Raw genomic sequence first — 17,333 nt, 5'->3', positions numbered from 1 at the left:
CCAGAGCCGGACTTGCACGCCCGACCCCGAGGAGGCGCCCCATGGTCACCGTCCTCGTCGCGTTCGCCGTCATCGCCCTCGTCGTCCCGGCCCTGACGCCGCTGCTCGGCCGTCGCGTCTTCTACGTCGCGGCGCTCGCACCCGCTGCCGCCGCGGTCCTCACGCTCGCGCAGACCGACCGGGCGCTGCACGGTGGCGTCTCCGAGTCGTTCACGTGGATCCCGCAGCTCGACCTGTCGATCGCCTTCCGCGTCGACGCCCTGTCCTGGGTGCTCGCCCTCGTGGTGTCGGTCGTCGGCGCGCTCGTGCTCGTCTACTGCGCGTCCTACTTCGGCCCCGACGAGCCGGGGCTCGGCCGCTTCGCGGGGGTCCTGACCGCCTTCGCCGGGTCGATGTACGGCCTGGTGATCGCCGACGACGTCATCGTGCTCTTCGTCCTGTGGGAAGCGACGACGGTCTTCTCGTACCTGCTCATCGGGCACGACGCCGCGAAGCGGGCGAGCCGGGCAGCCGCGATGCAGGCCCTCGTCGTCACCACCGCCGGCGGGCTCGCGATGCTGGCCGGCCTCGTGATGCTCTCCGTGACCGCGGGCACGACCCGGCTCTCGGCCATCATCGCGGACGCACCGACCGGCACGATCGTCACCGTCTCGGTGGTGCTGATCCTGGCCGGCGCGCTGACGAAGTCCGCCATCGTCCCGTTCCACTTCTGGCTGCCAGCGGCGATGGCGGCCCCGACCCCGGTGAGCGCGTACCTGCACGCCGCGGCGATGGTGAAGGCCGGCATCTACCTCGTCGCCCGGCTCGCCCCCGCGTTCGCACTGCTCGAGGGCTGGCGCGAGACCATCACGGTGCTGGGGGTGCTCGGCATGGTGATCGGCGGGTACCGGGCACTCCGGCAGAACGACCTCAAGCTGCTGCTCGCGTACGGCACCGTCGCCCAGCTCGGCTTCCTCGTGCTCGCCGCCGGGTGGGGCACGCCGGCGATCGCGCTCGGCGGGGTCGCGCTCCTCGTGGCGCACGCGACCTTCAAGTCGACGCTGTTCCTCGTCGTCGGCACCATCGACCACGTCACCGGGACCCGTGACCTCGGCGCCCTGAGCGGGCTCGGCCGGAAGATGCCGTGGCTCACGACCGTTGCCGTGCTGGCGCTCGTGTCGATGGCCGGCATCCCGCCGACGATCGGCTTCGTCGCGAAGGAAGCCGTACTGACGGGCTTCATCGAGGCGCTGCACGGCCCGGGGTCGGGCTGGGCGTGGTTCGCGCTCGTCGGCATCACGGTCGGGTCGATCCTCACCGTCGCCTACTCGCTGCGCTTCCTCTGGGGCGCGTTCGGCACGAAGCCCGGTGTCGAGCCCACCGAACCGCACGCCCTGCACGGCCTCGGCGTCGTGCCCTCGATCCTCGGCCTGGCCGGGCTCGCGCTCGGGCTGTTCACCCCGGTCGTCGCCCACGGCATCGAACCAGCAGCCACCGCGGCGTCGATGTCCGGAGCGGAAGCGGTGCCGCACCTGGCGCTGTGGCACGGACTCGAGCCGGCGCTCGGCATCTCCGCGATCACGCTCCTCGGCGGACTGGCCCTGTTCGCCGCCCGCTCCCGGGTCGAGGCGCTCCAGCACCGCCTCGCCGGGTTCCCGAGCGCCGCGAACACGTACCGGCACGTGATGCGCGGGCTCGACCGCGGCGCCACGGCCATCACCGCCGGCCTGCAGCGCGGTTCGCTCCCCTACTACCTGACGGTGATCCTCTCGGTGTTCGTCGCCGGGGCGCTCGCCAACCTGGTGCTCGGTGGTCCGTGGCAGTTCTCGATCCGGTTCGCCGACTCGTGGGGACAGATCCCCGTCGTGCTCGTGATGTCGGTCGCCGCGATCGCCGTCACCACCGCCAAGACCCGGTTCGCCGCCGCCGTCCTGGTCGGGGTCACCGGCTACGGCATGTCCGTGCTGTTCGTCCTGCACGGCGCCGTCGACCTCGCGCTCACCCAGCTCGTCGTCGAGACCGTGACGCTCATCGCGTTCGTCCTCGTCCTCCGACGCCTGCCCCCGCGCATCGCGACGGCGAACCCGTCGCGCTTCCGGCTGCTCCGAGCCCTGTTCGCCGCCCTCGCCGGCGTCACATTGGCGATCGTCGTCATCGTCGCGGCCTCGGCCCGGACCGCCGAGCCGATCTGGCCGGACATCCCCGCGCTGACGAGCTCCTTCGGGCACGGGCTGAACGTCGTCAACGTGGCGCTCGTCGACCTCCGCGGCTGGGACACCCTCGGCGAGCTCACCGTGGTCGTCGCCGCCGCCACCGGGGTCGCCAGCCTCATCTTCGTGAACTCCCGGGAGGACACCCTCCCCCGCCTCCGCGACCTGGCGAACGACGTCACGAACGACAAGCACCGCCCGGACGGCGAACCCCGCGCCTGGCTGCCGACCAGCGCCGCGCTGCCGACTGGCCGCTCAGCACTCCTCGACGTCGTCGTGCGCCTGCTGTTCCACGGGCTCATCGTGCTGTCGGTCTACCTGCTCTTCGCCGGCCACAACGCTGCGGGCGGCGGGTTCGCCGGCGGTCTCGTCGCGGGCATCGCCCTCGCCGCCCGGTACCTCGCCGGCGGTCCGGCCGAGCTCGGCGCCGCCGCCCCGGTGCGCGCCGGACGCCTGCTCGGGCTCGGCGTCGCCACGGCCGCCGTCACGGCGATCGTGCCGCTGTTCTTCGGCCGGGAAGCCCTGTACTCCGAGTTCTTCGAGGCGACCGTCCCGGTGCTCGGGCACGTCGAGTTCGTCACCGCCACGTTCTTCGACATCGGCGTCTACCTGGTGGTCGTCGGCCTGGTGCTCGACGTGCTGCGCAGCCTCGGCGCCGAGGTGGACCGGCAGCGCCTCGAGGACTCCCGCGTCCCCACGAACGACACGATCGAGGGCAACCCGGAGCAGGAAGGCGTCACCGCATGACCATCACGCTCGTCCTCGTCATCGCGATGGCCGTCCTCTTCGCCGCCGGCGTGTACCTGCTGCTCGAACGCTCCCTGACCCGGATGCTCCTCGGGTTCCTGCTCCTCGGCAACGCGCTCAACCTGCTGCTGCTCGTGATGTCCGGCGCGGCCGGCGACCCGCCCATCGGGAAGTCCTCGAAGGGCATCACCGACCCGCTCCCGCAGGCCTTCGCCCTCACCGCGATCGTGATCACCTTCGCCGTCAGCGCCTTCCTCCTCGCACTCATCCACCGCTCGTGGACGCTGTCCCGCGCCGACGAGGTCGAGGTGGACGAGGCCGACGTCGCCATCCGCCGTGAGCGATCCGCCGCCGACGCAGAAGAGGAGTCCCGATGACCTCCCTCGTCCCGCTCCTCGTCCTCGTGCCGCTCCTCGGGGCCGCGGTCGCGCTCGGGCTGCTCCGGCACCAGAAGCTCCAGCGCGCGATCACGGTCGGCGTGCTCGTCATCGCCCTGGCGGTCGCCGCGACGCTGATGGTGCTCGTCGACCAGCACGGCACGATCGTGGTCCAGGTCGGCGGCTGGGACGCCCCGTACGGCATCTCGCTCGTGGTCGACCGGCTGAGCGCACTGCTGCTGACCGTGTCCGCGAGCGTGCTGCTCATCGTGCTGCTGTTCTCCATCGGCCAGGGTCTGGCGGCGGACGACGGCGAAGCCCCGGTGACGATCTTCTACCCGACCTACCTGGTCCTCGCGGCCGGCGTGCTCGACTCGTTCATCGCGGGTGACCTGTTCAACCTCTACGTGGCGTTCGAGATGCTGCTCGTGGCGAGCTACGTGCTGATCACCCTCGGCGGCAGCGAGCAGCGTGTCCGGGCGGGCACGACGTACATCGTGACGAGCCTCATCGCGTCGGCGATCTTCCTCTCCGCGATCGGGCTCGTCTACGGCGCGACCGGCACCGTCAACATCGCCCAGATCAGCGAGCGGATGGCGGCGCTGCCCGAGCACGTGCAGCTGCTGCTCCACACGATGCTGCTCATCGGGTTCGGCATCAAGGCCGCGGTGTTCCCGCTGGCGTTCTGGCTGCCGGACTCGTACCCGACCGCGCCCGCACCGGTCACCGCGGTCTTCGCGGGCCTGCTGACGAAGGTCGGCATCTACGCGATCATCCGCCTCGAGACGATCATCTTCCCGCAGCCGCAGCTCAACACCGTCCTGCTCGTCGTCGCGACGCTGACGATGGTCGTCGGCGTGCTCGGGGCGGTGTCGCAGACCGACGTCAAACGGCTGCTCTCCTTCACGCTGATCAGCCACATCGGGTTCATGGTGATGGGCATCGGGCTCGGCTCCGTCGCCGGCACCGCCGCCGCGGTCTTCTACACGGTGCACCACATCGTCGTGCAGACCACGCTGTTCCTGGTGTCGGGGCTGATGGAGCGCGTCGGCGGCACCACCTCGACCCGGTCGCTCGGTGGGCTGCTGAAGGCCGCTCCGCTCCTCGCGGCGCTCTACCTGGTCCCGGCGTTCAACCTCGGCGGCATCCCGCCCTTCTCCGGCTTCATCGGCAAGCTCGGGCTCTTCCGCGCGGCGGCGCTCGACGGCAGCCCGATGGCCTACGTCACCATCGGCGCCGGGGTCGTCACCTCGCTCCTGACCCTCTACGCGCTGATGCGCGTCTGGGACGCCGCCTTCTGGCGGCCGAAGCCCGCAGCCGAGGCGGCGGCGCCGCACGCCTCGGTCGCCGAGCCGCACGAGCACCTCCGTGCTCCGGAGCCGGCACCCGTCACGGTCTCCGAGACCGACGGCACGGTGCTGACGGGAGGCTCGGTGACCGTCACGGAACCGGCGGCGGTGAGCACGGCCTCCAGTCCGGAGCACACCCGCCTGCCCCGCATGCTGGTCGGCGTCACCACCATCGCGGTGCTCGGATCCGTCGCCCTCACCGTCGTCTCCGGACCGCTCTACGGCTACGCGACCCGCGCAGCGGAGTCGCTCGAGTCCCCGGTGCAGTACGTGCAGGCCGTCCTCGGGGAGCGCCCGTGACGAACGACACCCGACGCATCACGAACGCCCGACGGATCGCCGTCGCGTGGCGGTACGACGTGCCGCTCGTCGCCGGACTGACGGTCCTGTGGGCACTGCTCTGGGGATCCTGGACCCCGCTCACCCTGCTCTGCGGCATAGTCGTCGCGCTGCTCGTGACCCAGGCGCTGCCGCTGCCGCCGGTCCCGCTGTCGGCACGGTTCTCCGTCGTGCACACGGTCTGGTTCCTGATCATCTGGTCCGGACTCGTCATCGCGGCGTCGTTCCGGGTCGCCTGGGTCGCGTTCCGTCCCCGGGGCGTCCGGCGCAGCTCGATCGTGCTCGTGCAGATGCACACCACCTCGGAGATGACGTTCACCCTGGCGACGCTCGCGGTGTCGCTCGTGCCCGGCTCCTACGTCGCGGACGTCGACCTCCGACGACGGCGGCTGCTCCTGCACGTCCTCGACACCGAACAGGAGCGCCAGGTGGAAGCCGCGAAGCGTGAGGCGCTCGGGATCGAGACGCTCGTGATCAAGGCACTCGGCTCCAAGCAGGACGTCTCCGAGCTGTCCGAGCCGCTGCCGGAGGTGACCCGGTGAGCGCCGCCGTCGTCGTCATGGGGATCGGCATCGCGCTGGTGCTCGCCCTGCTCGGTGCGACGCTCGCGCTGGCCGTGTTCCGCATCGTCCGCGGACCGACGATCCTCGACCGGATGATCGGATCCGACATGGTCCTGACCACCGTGCTCGTGGTGATCGCCGCCGCGATGGTGATCCGACGGGACCTCACCGCGGTGCCCGTCCTGGTCGTGATCGCCGCGACGAGCGTCTTCGCCACCATCGCCGTCGCACGCGCGGTCACGCCGTCGTCGGACCCCTCCGACGACGGAACCGACGTGACGACCCCGGAACGGAGCGAGCGGTGACCGAGATCCTGCAGTCCTTCATCGACGCGGCCGGCGTCCGGGCGTGGATCGCGCTCGGGCTGCTGCTCGTCGGGTCCCTGCTGTCCCTCGGCGCCGGCGTCGGCATCGTCCGGTTCCCCGACCCGCTCGTCCGGCTGCACGCGATGGCGAAGCCGCAGGTGCTCGGCCTGGCGTTCGGGCTCGCGGCGATCGTGGTCGCGGTGTGGACGTGGACCGCGCTCTGGGTGGTCCTGCCGATCATGGTGTTCCAGCTGTTCCTGGTGCCGGTGTCGACGCACATGATCGCCCGCGCCGGTGTCCGCTCGGGCGACTACCGCCACGAGGACCTGCTCGTCGACGACACCGAGTCCTAGGCGCCCCGCGCTGCTGCGCCGGCGTCCGAGACGCCGCCCACTGCGGGGGCGTTTCGTGGACTCGGAGGCGTTTCGTGGACTCGGAGGCGTCTCGCGGACTCGGGGGCGTCTCGCGCGCCGAGTGGCGCCCGGTCAGCTCCGGCGAGACAGGAGCAGGTTCACGACGGCGGCCACGACCACGATCGCCGCGGAGATCGCCGGGAAGAGCATCGCCGCCTGCGTGCCGGAGCGCTCGGCGACCTCGCCGACGACGGCCGAGGTGAGCGACTGCCCGACGATCACGGCGGAACCGAGGATCGTCATCGTCGTGGCCGAACGACCCACCGGGGAGCGGTCGGACCCGAGGCTGTACTGCGCGACGAGGGTCGGCCCGATGCCGATGCCCATGACCGCCAGGACGATGCCGACCGCGACGACGGAGTCCGCCGACGCGAAGGCGATCGCGCCGCCGAGGAGCACGACGCCGAAGACGAGCCAGCGCCACCCGACGCCGAAGGACCGCGGGAACGCCGCCGATCCGAGCGCCAGGCCGGCCGAGCCGATGCCCATCAGCCCGTAGAGGAGCCCCGCCTGCGAGGACTCGCCGTGCGTGCCCATGAACGCCGTCAGCGAGGTCAGGGTCGAGCCGAAGAAGAACCCGATGCCGAGGATCCCGACGACCACCACGACGAGGCGCGGACGCAGGAGCTGGCGGGCCGGGGCCTGGACCACCTCCGCGTGCTGCCCGACCGCGAGCCTGCCCGTCGGGTGCAGCGCGAAGGCCGTCACGAAGACGAAGGTCAGGGCAGCGGCACCGGCGACGGCCACCCACGGGGCGATCGCACTCGCGAGCAGCCCCACCAGGAACGGCCCGATGATGAACACCGTCTCGTCCGCCGCGGACTCGTACGCCATGGTGCCGCTGAGCACCTTCTCGTGACGGTCCTTCGCCATCCGCTGCCGGATGATCGCCACGAGCCGGGTGCGGGACATCGGCGCGACCTGTGGCGCCGTGGCCCCGATGCAGAACGACATCGCGAGGACGGCGAGGTCCGGCGCGGTGCTCTGCACGACGAGGGGGAAGACGCCGAGCAGGACGCCGTTCGCGAGCCCGACCGGCACCAGCACCTTCCGCTGGCCGAGGCGGTCCGCCGCGGCGCCGACCATCGGGCCGAAGATCGCCGACCCGATGCCGACGAACGCGGAGTTGATGCCGCCGAGGGCGACGGAGTCGCGCGATGCGACGACGAGCGTCAGGACCCCGACGACCATCATCGCGAAGGGGAGCCGCGCGATGAACGCGATCGGGAAGTAGGAGCGCCCGGCGTGGGCGATCAGGGAAGCGTCAGAGGAGCGCGCCTGGAGCATGTCGTGGTGTGCCTTCTCGGCCCACGTTCGTTCCGCGGACCCATCGGGTGCCGCCGCTGTCCGCCGAGGTGCGGCGGCCGGTAGATACACACTGCGTCCTCCGAGGGTACCAGCGGCCGATCGGGCACCGGCGGCCCGCGAGACGAGTGCCCCGCGTCGCGCCGGCTGGGATCAGGCGGCGAAGCGGACGAACGACCGCAGGCCGGACGGCGCGACGTCGTGGGCCTCGGTGAAGCCGCAGGACTCGTAGAAGGCGCGCTGCCCCGGCTCGGCGTCGGTGAGCAGCACGACCTGCCGGATGTCGGCCACCCGCTCGAGCACCGCGCCGAGCAACGCGGCCCCGACGCCGGCCCGCTGGGCGGACGGCGCGACGAGCAGGTCCTGCACGTACGCGATCGTGCACCCGTCGGAGACCGTGCGGACCAGGCCGACCAGCTCCCCGCCCTCGCTGCGCGCCGTCAGCACGAGGTGCGAGCCGAGCACCGCGGCGTGGAGCCGTCCGGGGTCGTCGGTGTACGCGGTCCAGCCGACCGCTGCGTACAGCGCGACGAGCTCGTCGAGGTCCGGACGGTCGTCACCGAGGGAGAAGTCCACAGCACCAGTCTCGCGGGTCCGGCGACGGCGGCGTCAGCCCCGCCGGCCAGACCGTCGAGCGAACGCGTCGAGCGCCCGGAGGACGTCATCGCTGCGCCACACCGTGGTCCGGAGCTTGTGCTCCGACTTCGACACGAGGACGCCGGCAGCGGTCAACGCGTCGAGCGCTCGGTACACGTTCAGCGAGCCGCCGAGCTGCGCGGACAACGACGATGCAGTGAGGACCGGCTGTCGTGCCACCACCTCGAGCACCCGCCAGACACTCGAGTCGGATCGCGCGGTGACGCTCTCCCGCCAGTGCGCCTGCACGGCATGGACGTCGTCGACGAGCACGCTGGCGTTGTTGACCGCGCGGAACGACGCTTCCGCCGTCGCGACCACGATCGGCTCGATGTCGCCTGTCCGGTACGCGTCGAGAGCAGCGTGGTACCCGGCGGTGTCCGTGAGCAGACCCGCCGAGACGGGGATCGTCACGTTCCGTGTGAGCCCGGTGCCGCGGAACATCGCCTGCATGAGCGCACGACCCGTTCGGCCGTTGCCGTCCGTGAACGGGTGGATGGTCTCGAACTGGGCGTGCGCGACCGCGATCTGCACCAGGCGCGGCAGGTCCGTCCGGCGGGCGAACACCATCACGTCGTCGACGAGGTCGGGGACTCTTCCTGATGCCGGCGCGACGAACTCCGCACCCGCGGGGCTGTCCGCGCTGCGGCCGATCCAGACGGCCTCGCCACGCCAGGCGCCGGCGTCGTGGTGCGGATCGCCGTCGAGGAGCACACCGTGCATCGCGAGCACCGACGCCGGCGTGAGGTCCGCTGCGAGATCGAGCGCGCTCTGCATGGCACGAGTGTTCGCGACGATCTGCGCAGCGTTCTGCCGTGAGTCGTCACCGAGCTCCGCCGTGTAGATCGCCCGCGCGCTCGCCGTGAGGTTCTCGATCTGCGACGACGCGGCGGCTTCCGACCGGAGCAGGAGCGAGGCGAACGGTGCGATCTCACCACCGAGTTGCGCGTCGAAACGGATGAGCGCTTCGACCGCGTCGTCGACCAGTGCCGCGGTCGCGGACGAGACGGCCGGATCCAGTTCGGCGATCCGTGGTGGCACGGCCGCTCGGTACGGGTGGCCGAGCGTGCTCCGGCGGCTTGCGGCGACACCGAACCCGGCGTACTTCGACTCGAACCAGAGTTCTTCGGAGTCGATCGGGGGCCAGGGCATCGCACTCCGATCCGTGCGCACAGGGTGTGCGTTGTGACACTTGAGGACCTAAGTGTAACTGCGTGGTGTGCCGAGTGACACTTGCGCGACCGGACGCAGCGGTCAGCGGGCCTCGCCCGTGGCCCAGAAGTACGTCAGGGGTGCACCGTTCACCAGGTGGTCGCCGATCACCCGCTGCTGGAACACGACCGGGTTGTGCGACGACAGGGTCCTGGCGTTCCGCCAGTGCCGGTCGAGCGAGCGGTCCCGGTCGGTCGCGCTGGCACCGCCCACCTCGAACAGGGTCGTCGTCGCGCGGAGCGCCAGCTCGACCACCGAGGACTGCAGTGCGATCGTCCGGAGTTCCGCCGCGTCGATGTGGGCTCCGGCGTCGAGGGCGTCCGAGACGATCGCGTCGTGCGCCTCGTCGATCGCGGCGGCGGCGCTGAGGACGAGCGCCTCGGCGGCGACCGCGTCGGCGGCGATGCGACCCACGACGGACTGCACGAGCGGGTCCGACGCCGCGGTGGCCCCGACCCCGTGCTGGTAGTGCCGGGTCCGGGAGCGCACGAACGCGGCTGCGTCCCGGGACGCCGCCGCGGCGACCCCCGCGAGCGACGCCAGCAACACCGTCTGCAGGAACGCCGGCAGCACGGTGCGCCGCTCGCCGCGTTCAGGTCGGAGCTGCCAGAGCTCGACCCGGACGCCGTCGAACCGGGTGGTGCCGCTGCCGGTGAGGCGCTGGCCGAAGCCGTTCCAGTCGTCGCGCACCTCGACACCGGGGTCGTCCACCCGCACGGTGACGCCGACCGTGTGGCCGTCCGGGGTCTGCGCGGTGACGGTCGTCCAGTCCGCGAAGATCGTGCCGGTGCTGTAGTGCTTCTCGCCGTGCAGCCGCCAGCCGTCGCCGTCCGGGACGAGGTGCGTCGCGAGCGACCCGACGCCGGCACCGCTCCGTTCGTGGCTGGCGTTGCCGAAGACCTCGCCGGCGGCGATGCGGGTGAACCACTCGTCACGCCGGACGACCCCGGGGTCGAGCAGCAGCTCCTCGACGAAGGAGAAGTGCGCGCGGAGCAGCTGCGGGATGTTCGAGTCGGCCTCGGCGAGCCGGACGAGCAGTGCGAACAGGTCGCTGGCCGAGGCTCCGCTGCCGCCCGCGGCGACGGGGACGGTGACCGCGGTGAACCCGGCGTCCGCGAGCCAGCGGACCTGCTCGTGCGGCAGGGTCCGGGTCTGCTCACGGTCGACGGCCCCGTCGGCGATGCGGTCGAACACGGGGGCGAACTGCTCGAGCAGCGACGTCCGGATCACGGGGGCGGTGATCGTCATGATTCCTCCTGGGAAGACTGGGGAGACTGGGGAGACTGGGGAGACTGGGGAGACTGGGGGTTCCGGTGGACGCTGACGCCGGGGACCGCGTCGAGCAGCCCCTGCGTGTACGGATCGCGCGGGGAGCGGAAGACCTGGTCGGCCGGTCCCTCCTCGACGACCCGACCGTCGCGCAGGACGAGCACGCGGTCGCTGACGTGGTGGATCACACCGAGGTCGTGGGAGATGAAGAGCGCGGCGGTGCCGTACTCCTGCCGGATGTCGGCGAGCAGGTCGAGGACCTGCGCCTGCACGGAGACGTCGAGCGCGCTGACGGCCTCGTCGAGGACGAGCACGTCGGGATCGGTGGCGAGTGCCCGGGCGATCGCGACGCGCTGCCGCTGGCCGCCGGACAGGGTGAGCGGGTGTCGCCCGGCGAGCGACGGGTCGAGTCCCACGCCCTGCAGGAGCGAGTCGACCCGTGCCGCGTCCGACGAACCGGGAGCGCCGGCCCCGCGGGCGGACCGCGCCCCGACGAGGGCCGAGCGCACGAGCTCGCCGACGGTGCGCCGGGGGTCGAACGAGGAGAGCGGGTCCTGCGACACGGTAGCGATCCGGGGACGGTCGGCCCGGCGGGCACGTTCCGGCAGCGCTGACCACGGCCGACCCTCGAACAGCACCTGCCCCGAGGACGGCGGGGTCAGCGCGAGGGCGATCGCCGCGGTCGTGGACTTGCCGGACCCGGACTCCCCCACGATGCCGAGCGTCTCGCCGGCCCGGAGTTCGAACGACACGTCGTCCACGACGGTGCGGACGACCCCGTCGGGCCCCCGGTACCGCTTGCTGACGTGCGAGACGGACAGCACCACGGAGCCGGCGACCGGCACCGGGCGCGACGCCGGACGCGGCGCGAGCGTCGCCGGCGGTGCGTCCGACAGCCGCGCTCCGGGTGCGTGGGCGGAGGGGATCGCGGCGAGCAGGCGCTTCGTGTACGCGTGCTGCGGATCGCCGAGGACGGCGGCGACGGGCCCCTGCTCGACGACGACTCCGTGCTGCATCACGACGACCTCGTCCGCGAGCTGCTCGACGACGCCGAGGTCGTGGCTGATCAGCACGAGACCGGTCCCGCCGGCACGGAGCTCGTCGAGGAGCGCGAGGATCTGCGCCTGCACGGTGGTGTCGAGCGCGGTCGTCGGCTCGTCGGCGATGAGCACCGCGGGGTCGAGGGCGATCGCGGCGGCGATGAGCGCACGCTGCCGCAGCCCGCCGGAGAGCTCGGACGGCAGCTGCCGTGCACGCAGCGACGGCGAGGGGATCCCCACGCGGCCCAGCAGCGAGAGGACCTGCTGCTCACGGGCAGAGCGCGGGCCCACCCCGTGCGCGCGGAGTGCGTCGGCGACGGATGCGCCGACCCTCCGGAGCGGGTCGAGCGAGACGAGGGCGTCCTGCAGGACGTAGCCGACGTCCTTGCCGCGGACCCCTCGCCACGCACGGTCGGACAGGTCGCGGAGGTCGCGGCCGCCGAGCGAGAGCGCCCCGGCGGTGGTCGACGACGACGGGCCGTTCAACCCGAGCAGCGACCTGGCGGTGACGCTCTTGCCGGAGCCGGACTCGCCGACGATCGCGACGCAGCGGCCGGGGTCGAGCGTGAACGAGACGTCCCGCACGACGGTGCGGTCGCCGAAGGCGACGGAGAGGTCCCGGACCTCGACGAGGGGACCGGTCGGACGAGCGGCACCACCCGACGGGACGGAGGACGTGGCGGACGTGAGCAGGTCAGGAGCGGTCACCGGGGGCCTCCAGGCTGGGTCAGGGTCTGCACGGCGCGACCGACGGCGGTCAGCGACAACGCGAGGAGCACGATCACGACGCCGGGCCAGAAGTCGAGCCACCACGCCTGCTGCAGGTAGTTGCGTCCGGCGTTGAGCATCGCGCCCCACTCCGGAGCGGGCGGCTGGACGCCCATGCCGAGGAACCCGAGGGCCGACGCCCAGACGATCGCCTGCCCGATCCCGAGCGTGACCAGGACGGTGAGCGGGCGGAAGGCGTTCGGCAGCAGGGTGTGGAACAGGACGTGCGCCGAGGAGTGGCCGAGCGCCCGCTCCGACTGCACGTACCCGGCGTTCCGCACGGCGAGCACCTGCCCGCGGACCATCCGGGCGTACCCGGGGACGGTCGCGATGCCGACGGCGAGGATCTGCGTCCCCGCGCTCGAGCCGAACACGGCGATCAGGATGAGCGCGAGCAGGATGCCCGGGAACGCGTAGAGGACCTCGATCACGCGGGTCACGACGGCGTCGACGGCACGGCCGCCGAGCCCGCCGAGGACCCCGAGCAGGACGGCTCCGGCGAGCCCGAGCGCGGTGGCGCCGACGCCGATCAGGACGGACTGGCCGGCGCCGTGCACGAGGCGCGAGTAGACGTCACGGCCGGACTGGTCGGTCCCGAAGACGTGCTGCGCGCTGGGAGCGTCGAAGCTCTTGCCGAGGTCGATGGCGAGTGGGTCCTGCGACGCCAGCAGGGACGGCCAGAGGGCCGCCACCGCGACGAGCGCGATGAAGGCGGCCGCCACCCAGAACGACACGCGTCGCAACGGGTGGGAGGCTCGGCGCACCTTCCGCACACCGGCTTCGGCGGGTGCCGGGTCGGGCTGCAGGGCACGGGGTTCGCTGGGTGCGATGGTCGCGGTGGTCATGCTGCGGCTCCGGTCGTGCGGCGCAGTCGTGGGTCGACCACGACGTACGCGATGTCGGTGAGGATGTTCGCGACGACGTAGACGAGTGCGACGACGAACGTGATGCCGATGACGAGCGGCAGGTCCTGCGCGCTGACGGCGGCGACGAGCACCTGGCCGATGCCCTGTCGGGCGAAGACGACCTCGGCGATGACGGCGCCGGAGACCAGCGAGCCGAGACCCCAGCCGGACAGCGTGACGCCGGGGAGCGCCGCGTGCCGGAGCACGTACTTCCCGCGGATCGCGTTCTCGGACAGCCCGCGGGACCGTGCGGAGAGGACGAACGGCTGCTGCTGCTTGTCCTCGAACTCGTCGCGGGTCACCTGGCCGAGGAACCCGGCGAGCGGGATCGCGAGGGTGAGTGCCGGCAACACGATGCCGAGCGGGCCCGAGCCGATCACCGGGAACCAGTGCAGCTGCACCGCGAACACCAGGAGCAGCACGAGCCCGAGCCAGAACTGCGGCAGCCCGGCGGCGACCGTCTCGACCACCGAGCCGATGCGGCCGACGATGCCCGGCCGCCCCGCGGTGAGCAGGGTCGAGACGATCGAGAACACCCAGGCCAGGACGAGCGCGGTCACGGTGAGGGCGAGCGTCGGGCCGATCTGCCCGGCGATGACGCTCGTGACGGACTGCTTCAGCGTGTACGACTCACCGAAGTCGAGCCGGAACAGGCCCGCGAGGAAGTCGCCGTACTGCGCCAGGATCGGCCGGTCGAAGCCGTACTGCGCGGTGACCGCGGCGACCGCCTCCTTCGTCGGGTGCGCTGCGGCGCCGCCGAGGATCGCGACCGCGGGGTCGCCGGGGACCGCGTGCTCGAGGAAGAACACGATCGTGCCCACGGCGAGGAGCAGGACCACCGCCTCGACGATGCGTCTGGTGACTCGGATGACCATCACTTGCCTCCGTCGATCAGGTAGGCGTCGGAGAGGACGGGTTCGCCCTCGCTGGGTTCGATCCACACGCCGCTGACGCGGTCGGCGATGCCGAGGCGGGTCTGGATCGGGTAGAGCGGCAGGCTCCAGGCCTTCGACGTCAGGATCTGCTGGGCCTTCGCGTACGCGGTCGCCTGCTTCGCCGGGTCGGTCGTCGCGGTGCCCGCGATGAGCAGCCGGTCGAGTTCGTCGTCGTACGCGAACGCCGAGTTCTGGCCGTTGTCGACGTCGTAGGTCGCCTTCGAGTACTTGATGTACATCACGTGCGGGGTCGGGCTGTTCCAGTAGTTCCCGAGCAGGTCGTACGCCTTCGGGTTGCCCCACACCGCGTTCATCGAGGACGAGTCGAGCGCCTGCAGCACGACCTTGATCCCGACGCGCTTCTCCATCGCCTGGATGTCCTGCAGGATCGTGACGTCCGCCGGCGGGGTCTCCGCGGAGTCCGCGTTGTAGGGCAGCTCCACCGTCAGGGTCTCGCCGTCCTTCGTCCGGTAGCCGTCCGCGTCGCGTCCGGTCCAGCCGGCCTCGTCGAGGAGCTGCTTCGCCGCTGCCGGGTCGTACGGGAACGGCTCGTGGTACGCGGCGTCGTAGTGCGGCGTGCCCGAGGAGACGGCGTTGCCCTCGTAGGGGAACACCCCGTTGTAGGCGCTCTCGACGGCCTCTTTCGCGTCGGAGGCGTGCACGAACGCCTGCCGCACCCGGATGTCGCTGAAGACGGTGCTCTGCGTGTTGAGGTCGAGGCTGAACGGCGAGCCGGAGTGCACGAACGATTGCAGCTCGATCGACGGGTCCGCCTTCGCCAGCCCCTCGCTCTCCGGCGGCACGTTGAAGATGACGTCCGCCTCGCCCGAGCTCAGCGCGCCGTACCGCGTCGTGTTGTCCTTGAGGAACTTCCACGTGATGCCGTCCAGGTACGCGGGGCCCTGGTGCTTCGCGTCAGCCGGGGCGCTGTTGTACGAGTCGTTCCGGACGAGCTCGACGTCGCGCTCGTGGTTCCACCCGGCCACCTCGAACGGCCCCGTGCCGACCGGGGACTCGCAGTTCGCCGCGAGCCCACGGGCCATGGCCTTCGGGGACTCCATGCCGAAGAACGCCTGCGACAGGGCGGCCAGGAGCGGCGAGTACGGGCGCTTCAGGGTGATCCGGACGACGTGGTCACTGATCGCGGTGGCCTTGTCGAAGTACCCGGTCAGGTACAGCAGGTCGGTCGACGACTGCGTCGCCGGGTCGAGGATCTGCGTGAAGTTGTCCACCACCGCCTGGGCGTCGAACGGGGTGCCGTCGGTGAACTCCACGCCCTGCTTCAGCGTGAAGTCGTACTGCGTGCCGTCGTCCGAGATCGTCCACCCCGTGGCGAGCCACGGCTTCACGCTGCCGTCCTTCTGCAACGACACGAGCGAGTCCAGGTACTGGCGTGCGATGTACGTCTGCGGCATGTCCCCGGAGTTGTGCGGGTCGAGGCAGGTCGGTTCCCGATCCGTGGCGTAGACGAGGGTGCCGCCGCGGACGGGGCCGGTGTCGGAGGTCGCCGCGGTCGAGCCGGCGGAGCAGCCGGCGAGGAGCACCGCGGTCGCGGCGGCTGCGGCGAGCGCTGCGGTCACGCGGCGGCGGAGACGGCGCCGTCGGACCATCGGCCGGGCGGTGTCGGATCGGGTCATGTCGAGGACCGTAGGCAGCGCGACCGGGGTGGGTCGAGCCTCCCGTCTTCCGTCGCAACGGACCGTCACACGGCGTCGCGTGCCGGGGCACACCCGTCATCCGGCGTCACGTCCGACGGGTCCCGACGTGTGGTTCGTCATGGTTCGTCACCAGCGTCCCCGGGCGGCACGCGCGCCCATATCGTGGCGCCCATGGAGCAGCGGACGATGGGGCGGACGGGTGCGCCGGTGAGCGCGCTGACGCTCGGGACGCGGGCGATCGCGGGCGTCGCCGCGCGGGACGTGGACGAGGCCGAGTACCTGGTGCACGAGTCGTTCGCCCGGGGCGTGACCGCGGTGGACGTGTCCGACGCGCACGGCTCCGGGCTCGCGGAGGCCGCCGTGGGGGCGGCGCTCGCGGGCCGGCGGGACGAGGTCTTCGTGTCGGTGCGCTTCGGCGACCCGGTCGACGACGACCCCGCCCACCGCGGTGCGGGGCGGCGGTGGATGTTCCGCGCGGTGGAGCGGAGCCTGCAGCGGCTCGGCACCGACGTCATCGACCTGTACCAGCCCGCGCGGCCGGACCCGGCGACCTCGCTCGACGAGACGCTCGACGCGCTCGCGGACCTGGTCGCGCAGGGCAAGATCCGCTCGTTCGGGATCCCGGGCTTCCCCGCGGAGGAACTCGTGGAGGCGCAGTGGCTCCGATCAGGGGCGAAGAGCGCCACCGCGACGCACGTGCCCTACTCGGTCCTCACCCGGACGGCCGAGCGCACCGTGTTCCCCGTCGCCCGACGGTTCGGGCTCGGCGTGCTCGCCGGGTCGCCGCTGGCCGGTGGGTGGCTCGCGGGTGCCTACCGCGCGGGGACCGTGCAGCCGCGGTCGCCGCACGCCGTGCAGCAGCCGGACGTGTACGACATCGGGTCGCCGCGGAACCGGCGGAAGCTCGAGACCACCGACCGGCTGGGACGGCTCGCGGACGACGCCGGGCTGACGCTGCTCGAGCTCTCCGTCGGGTTCGCGTTGACGCACCCGGACGTCGCGTCGGTGGTGGTCGGGCCCCGGACGGTCTCGCACGTGGACGCCTACGCGCAGGCGGCGGAGGTCGTCCTCGACGACGAGCTGCTCGACGCGGTGGACGCGATCGTGCCGCCGGGGACCCACGTGCTCGAGCGGGACACCGGGTCGACGCTGCCCGCGCTGACGCGGGAGCGCCTGCGCGGGCGGGTCGCGGCGCGCGCGTAGGCGGGTCCGCGCGGCGGGGGTTGTTTCGCGCGTAGGGGGTCGTTTCGCGCGTAGGGGGTCGTTTCGCGCGTAGGAGGTCGTATCTTCCGACCCCCCACGCGCGATTCGACTTCCCAGTGC

15 protein-coding genes are annotated in these 17,333 nt (G+C 72.1%); 7 read left to right on the top strand and 8 right to left on the bottom strand.

Features of this window, described 5'->3' with window-relative positions; translation table 11 throughout:
- Nucleotides 1-41: 41 nt before the first annotated feature.
- Genes EDF24_RS03995 through EDF24_RS19020 form a run of 6 tightly spaced genes read left to right on the top strand, consistent with a single transcriptional unit; the run spans nt 42 to nt 6,222 of the window.
- Nucleotides 42-2,936: a Na+/H+ antiporter subunit A gene (locus EDF24_RS03995; RefSeq protein WP_123701169.1), complete on the top strand. Its 2,895-nt coding sequence runs from the start codon at nt 42-44 to the stop codon at nt 2,934-2,936.
- Nucleotides 2,933-3,313: a Na(+)/H(+) antiporter subunit C gene (locus tag EDF24_RS03990; RefSeq protein WP_123655322.1), complete on the top strand. Its 381-nt coding sequence runs from the start codon at nt 2,933-2,935 to the stop codon at nt 3,311-3,313. Before EDF24_RS03995 ends, EDF24_RS03990 begins: the two co-directional genes overlap by 4 nt.
- On the top strand, nt 3,310-4,962 hold the full coding sequence (locus tag EDF24_RS03985; RefSeq protein WP_123655321.1) for a Na+/H+ antiporter subunit D: 1,653 nt from the start codon (nt 3,310-3,312) through the stop codon (nt 4,960-4,962). Before EDF24_RS03990 ends, EDF24_RS03985 begins: the two co-directional genes overlap by 4 nt.
- Nucleotides 4,959-5,543 carry a Na+/H+ antiporter subunit E gene (locus tag EDF24_RS03980; RefSeq protein ID WP_165931313.1) on the top strand — a complete coding sequence of 195 codons (585 nt, stop codon included), beginning with the start codon at nt 4,959-4,961 and terminating at the stop codon, nt 5,541-5,543. Before EDF24_RS03985 ends, EDF24_RS03980 begins: the two co-directional genes overlap by 4 nt.
- Entirely contained in the window at nt 5,540-5,869 is a 330-nt protein-coding gene (locus tag EDF24_RS19025; RefSeq protein WP_165931314.1) for a sodium:proton antiporter, read from the top strand. The genes EDF24_RS03980 and EDF24_RS19025 overlap by 4 nt, the downstream gene beginning before the upstream one ends.
- Complete coding sequence (locus EDF24_RS19020; protein WP_165931315.1) at nt 5,866-6,222, top strand: monovalent cation/H(+) antiporter subunit G; 357 nt, start codon at nt 5,866-5,868, stop codon at nt 6,220-6,222. Before EDF24_RS19025 ends, EDF24_RS19020 begins: the two co-directional genes overlap by 4 nt.
- Nucleotides 6,223-6,354: 132 nt before the next feature.
- Here the strand turns inward: EDF24_RS19020 and EDF24_RS03970 are convergent, their stop codons facing one another.
- The 8 genes from EDF24_RS03970 to EDF24_RS03935 form a co-directional block, all read right to left on the bottom strand.
- Complete coding sequence (locus EDF24_RS03970; RefSeq protein WP_123701167.1) at nt 6,355-7,569, bottom strand: MFS transporter; 1,215 nt, start codon at nt 7,567-7,569, stop codon at nt 6,355-6,357.
- A 171-nt stretch (nt 7,570-7,740) separates the two neighbouring features.
- On the bottom strand, nt 7,741-8,163 hold the full coding sequence (locus EDF24_RS03965) for a GNAT family N-acetyltransferase (protein WP_123655317.1): 423 nt from the start codon (nt 8,161-8,163) through the stop codon (nt 7,741-7,743).
- 33 nt (nt 8,164-8,196) lie between these two features.
- Nucleotides 8,197-9,375, bottom strand: a complete 1,179-nt coding sequence (locus tag EDF24_RS03960; protein WP_123701166.1) for a Fic family protein — start codon at nt 9,373-9,375, stop codon at nt 8,197-8,199.
- Nucleotides 9,376-9,477: 102 nt separating this feature from the next.
- The gene (locus EDF24_RS03955; RefSeq protein ID WP_123701165.1) at nt 9,478-10,683 is read right to left on the bottom strand and encodes an acyl-CoA dehydrogenase family protein; all 1,206 of its coding nucleotides are present in this window, start codon (nt 10,681-10,683) and stop codon (nt 9,478-9,480) included.
- A complete protein-coding gene (locus EDF24_RS03950; protein ID WP_260233346.1) occupies nt 10,680-12,452 on the bottom strand; it encodes an ABC transporter ATP-binding protein in 1,773 nt (590 codons plus the stop codon). The genes EDF24_RS03955 and EDF24_RS03950 overlap by 4 nt, the downstream gene beginning before the upstream one ends.
- A complete protein-coding gene (locus EDF24_RS19350) occupies nt 12,449-13,357 on the bottom strand; it encodes an ABC transporter permease (protein ID WP_123701163.1) in 909 nt (302 codons plus the stop codon). Before EDF24_RS19350 ends, EDF24_RS03950 begins: the two co-directional genes overlap by 4 nt.
- Nucleotides 13,354-14,292 carry an ABC transporter permease gene (locus EDF24_RS03940; protein WP_123701162.1) on the bottom strand — a complete coding sequence of 313 codons (939 nt, stop codon included), beginning with the start codon at nt 14,290-14,292 and terminating at the stop codon, nt 13,354-13,356. The genes EDF24_RS19350 and EDF24_RS03940 overlap by 4 nt, the downstream gene beginning before the upstream one ends.
- Complete coding sequence (locus tag EDF24_RS03935; RefSeq protein ID WP_260233345.1) at nt 14,292-15,989, bottom strand: ABC transporter substrate-binding protein; 1,698 nt, start codon at nt 15,987-15,989, stop codon at nt 14,292-14,294. Before EDF24_RS03935 ends, EDF24_RS03940 begins: the two co-directional genes overlap by 1 nt.
- A gap of 192 nt (nt 15,990-16,181) precedes the next feature.
- On the opposite strand from EDF24_RS03935, the gene EDF24_RS03930 reads away from it, so the two are divergent.
- Nucleotides 16,182-17,213, top strand: coding sequence for an aldo/keto reductase (locus EDF24_RS03930; protein ID WP_123701161.1), 1,032 nt, complete (start codon nt 16,182-16,184; stop codon nt 17,211-17,213).
- The last annotated feature ends 120 nt before the right edge of the window (nt 17,214-17,333 follow it).

Source organism: Curtobacterium sp. PhB130 (assembly GCF_003755165.1).
GTDB lineage: Bacteria > Actinomycetota > Actinomycetes > Actinomycetales > Microbacteriaceae > Curtobacterium.
This window is presented reverse-complemented; position numbering and strand designations above follow the sequence as displayed.

Coding starts and splice junctions, on each gene's coding strand:
- EDF24_RS19350 (WP_123701163.1), bottom strand. CDS start 13,357: ATGACCACCGCGACCATCGCACCCAGCGAACCCCGTGCCCTGCAGCCC.
- EDF24_RS03940 (WP_123701162.1), bottom strand. CDS start 14,292: ATGGTCATCCGAGTCACCAGACGCATCGTCGAGGCGGTGGTCCTGCTC.
- EDF24_RS03990 (WP_123655322.1), top strand. CDS start 2,933: ATGACCATCACGCTCGTCCTCGTCATCGCGATGGCCGTCCTCTTCGCC.
- EDF24_RS03995 (WP_123701169.1), top strand. CDS start 42: ATGGTCACCGTCCTCGTCGCGTTCGCCGTCATCGCCCTCGTCGTCCCG.
- EDF24_RS03955 (WP_123701165.1), bottom strand. CDS start 10,683: ATGACGATCACCGCCCCCGTGATCCGGACGTCGCTGCTCGAGCAGTTC.
- EDF24_RS03960 (WP_123701166.1), bottom strand. CDS start 9,375: ATGCCCTGGCCCCCGATCGACTCCGAAGAACTCTGGTTCGAGTCGAAG.
- EDF24_RS03930 (WP_123701161.1), top strand. CDS start 16,182: ATGGAGCAGCGGACGATGGGGCGGACGGGTGCGCCGGTGAGCGCGCTG.
- EDF24_RS03970 (WP_123701167.1), bottom strand. CDS start 7,569: ATGCTCCAGGCGCGCTCCTCTGACGCTTCCCTGATCGCCCACGCCGGG.
- EDF24_RS03935 (WP_260233345.1), bottom strand. CDS start 15,989: ATGACCCGATCCGACACCGCCCGGCCGATGGTCCGACGGCGCCGTCTC.
- EDF24_RS03985 (WP_123655321.1), top strand. CDS start 3,310: ATGACCTCCCTCGTCCCGCTCCTCGTCCTCGTGCCGCTCCTCGGGGCC.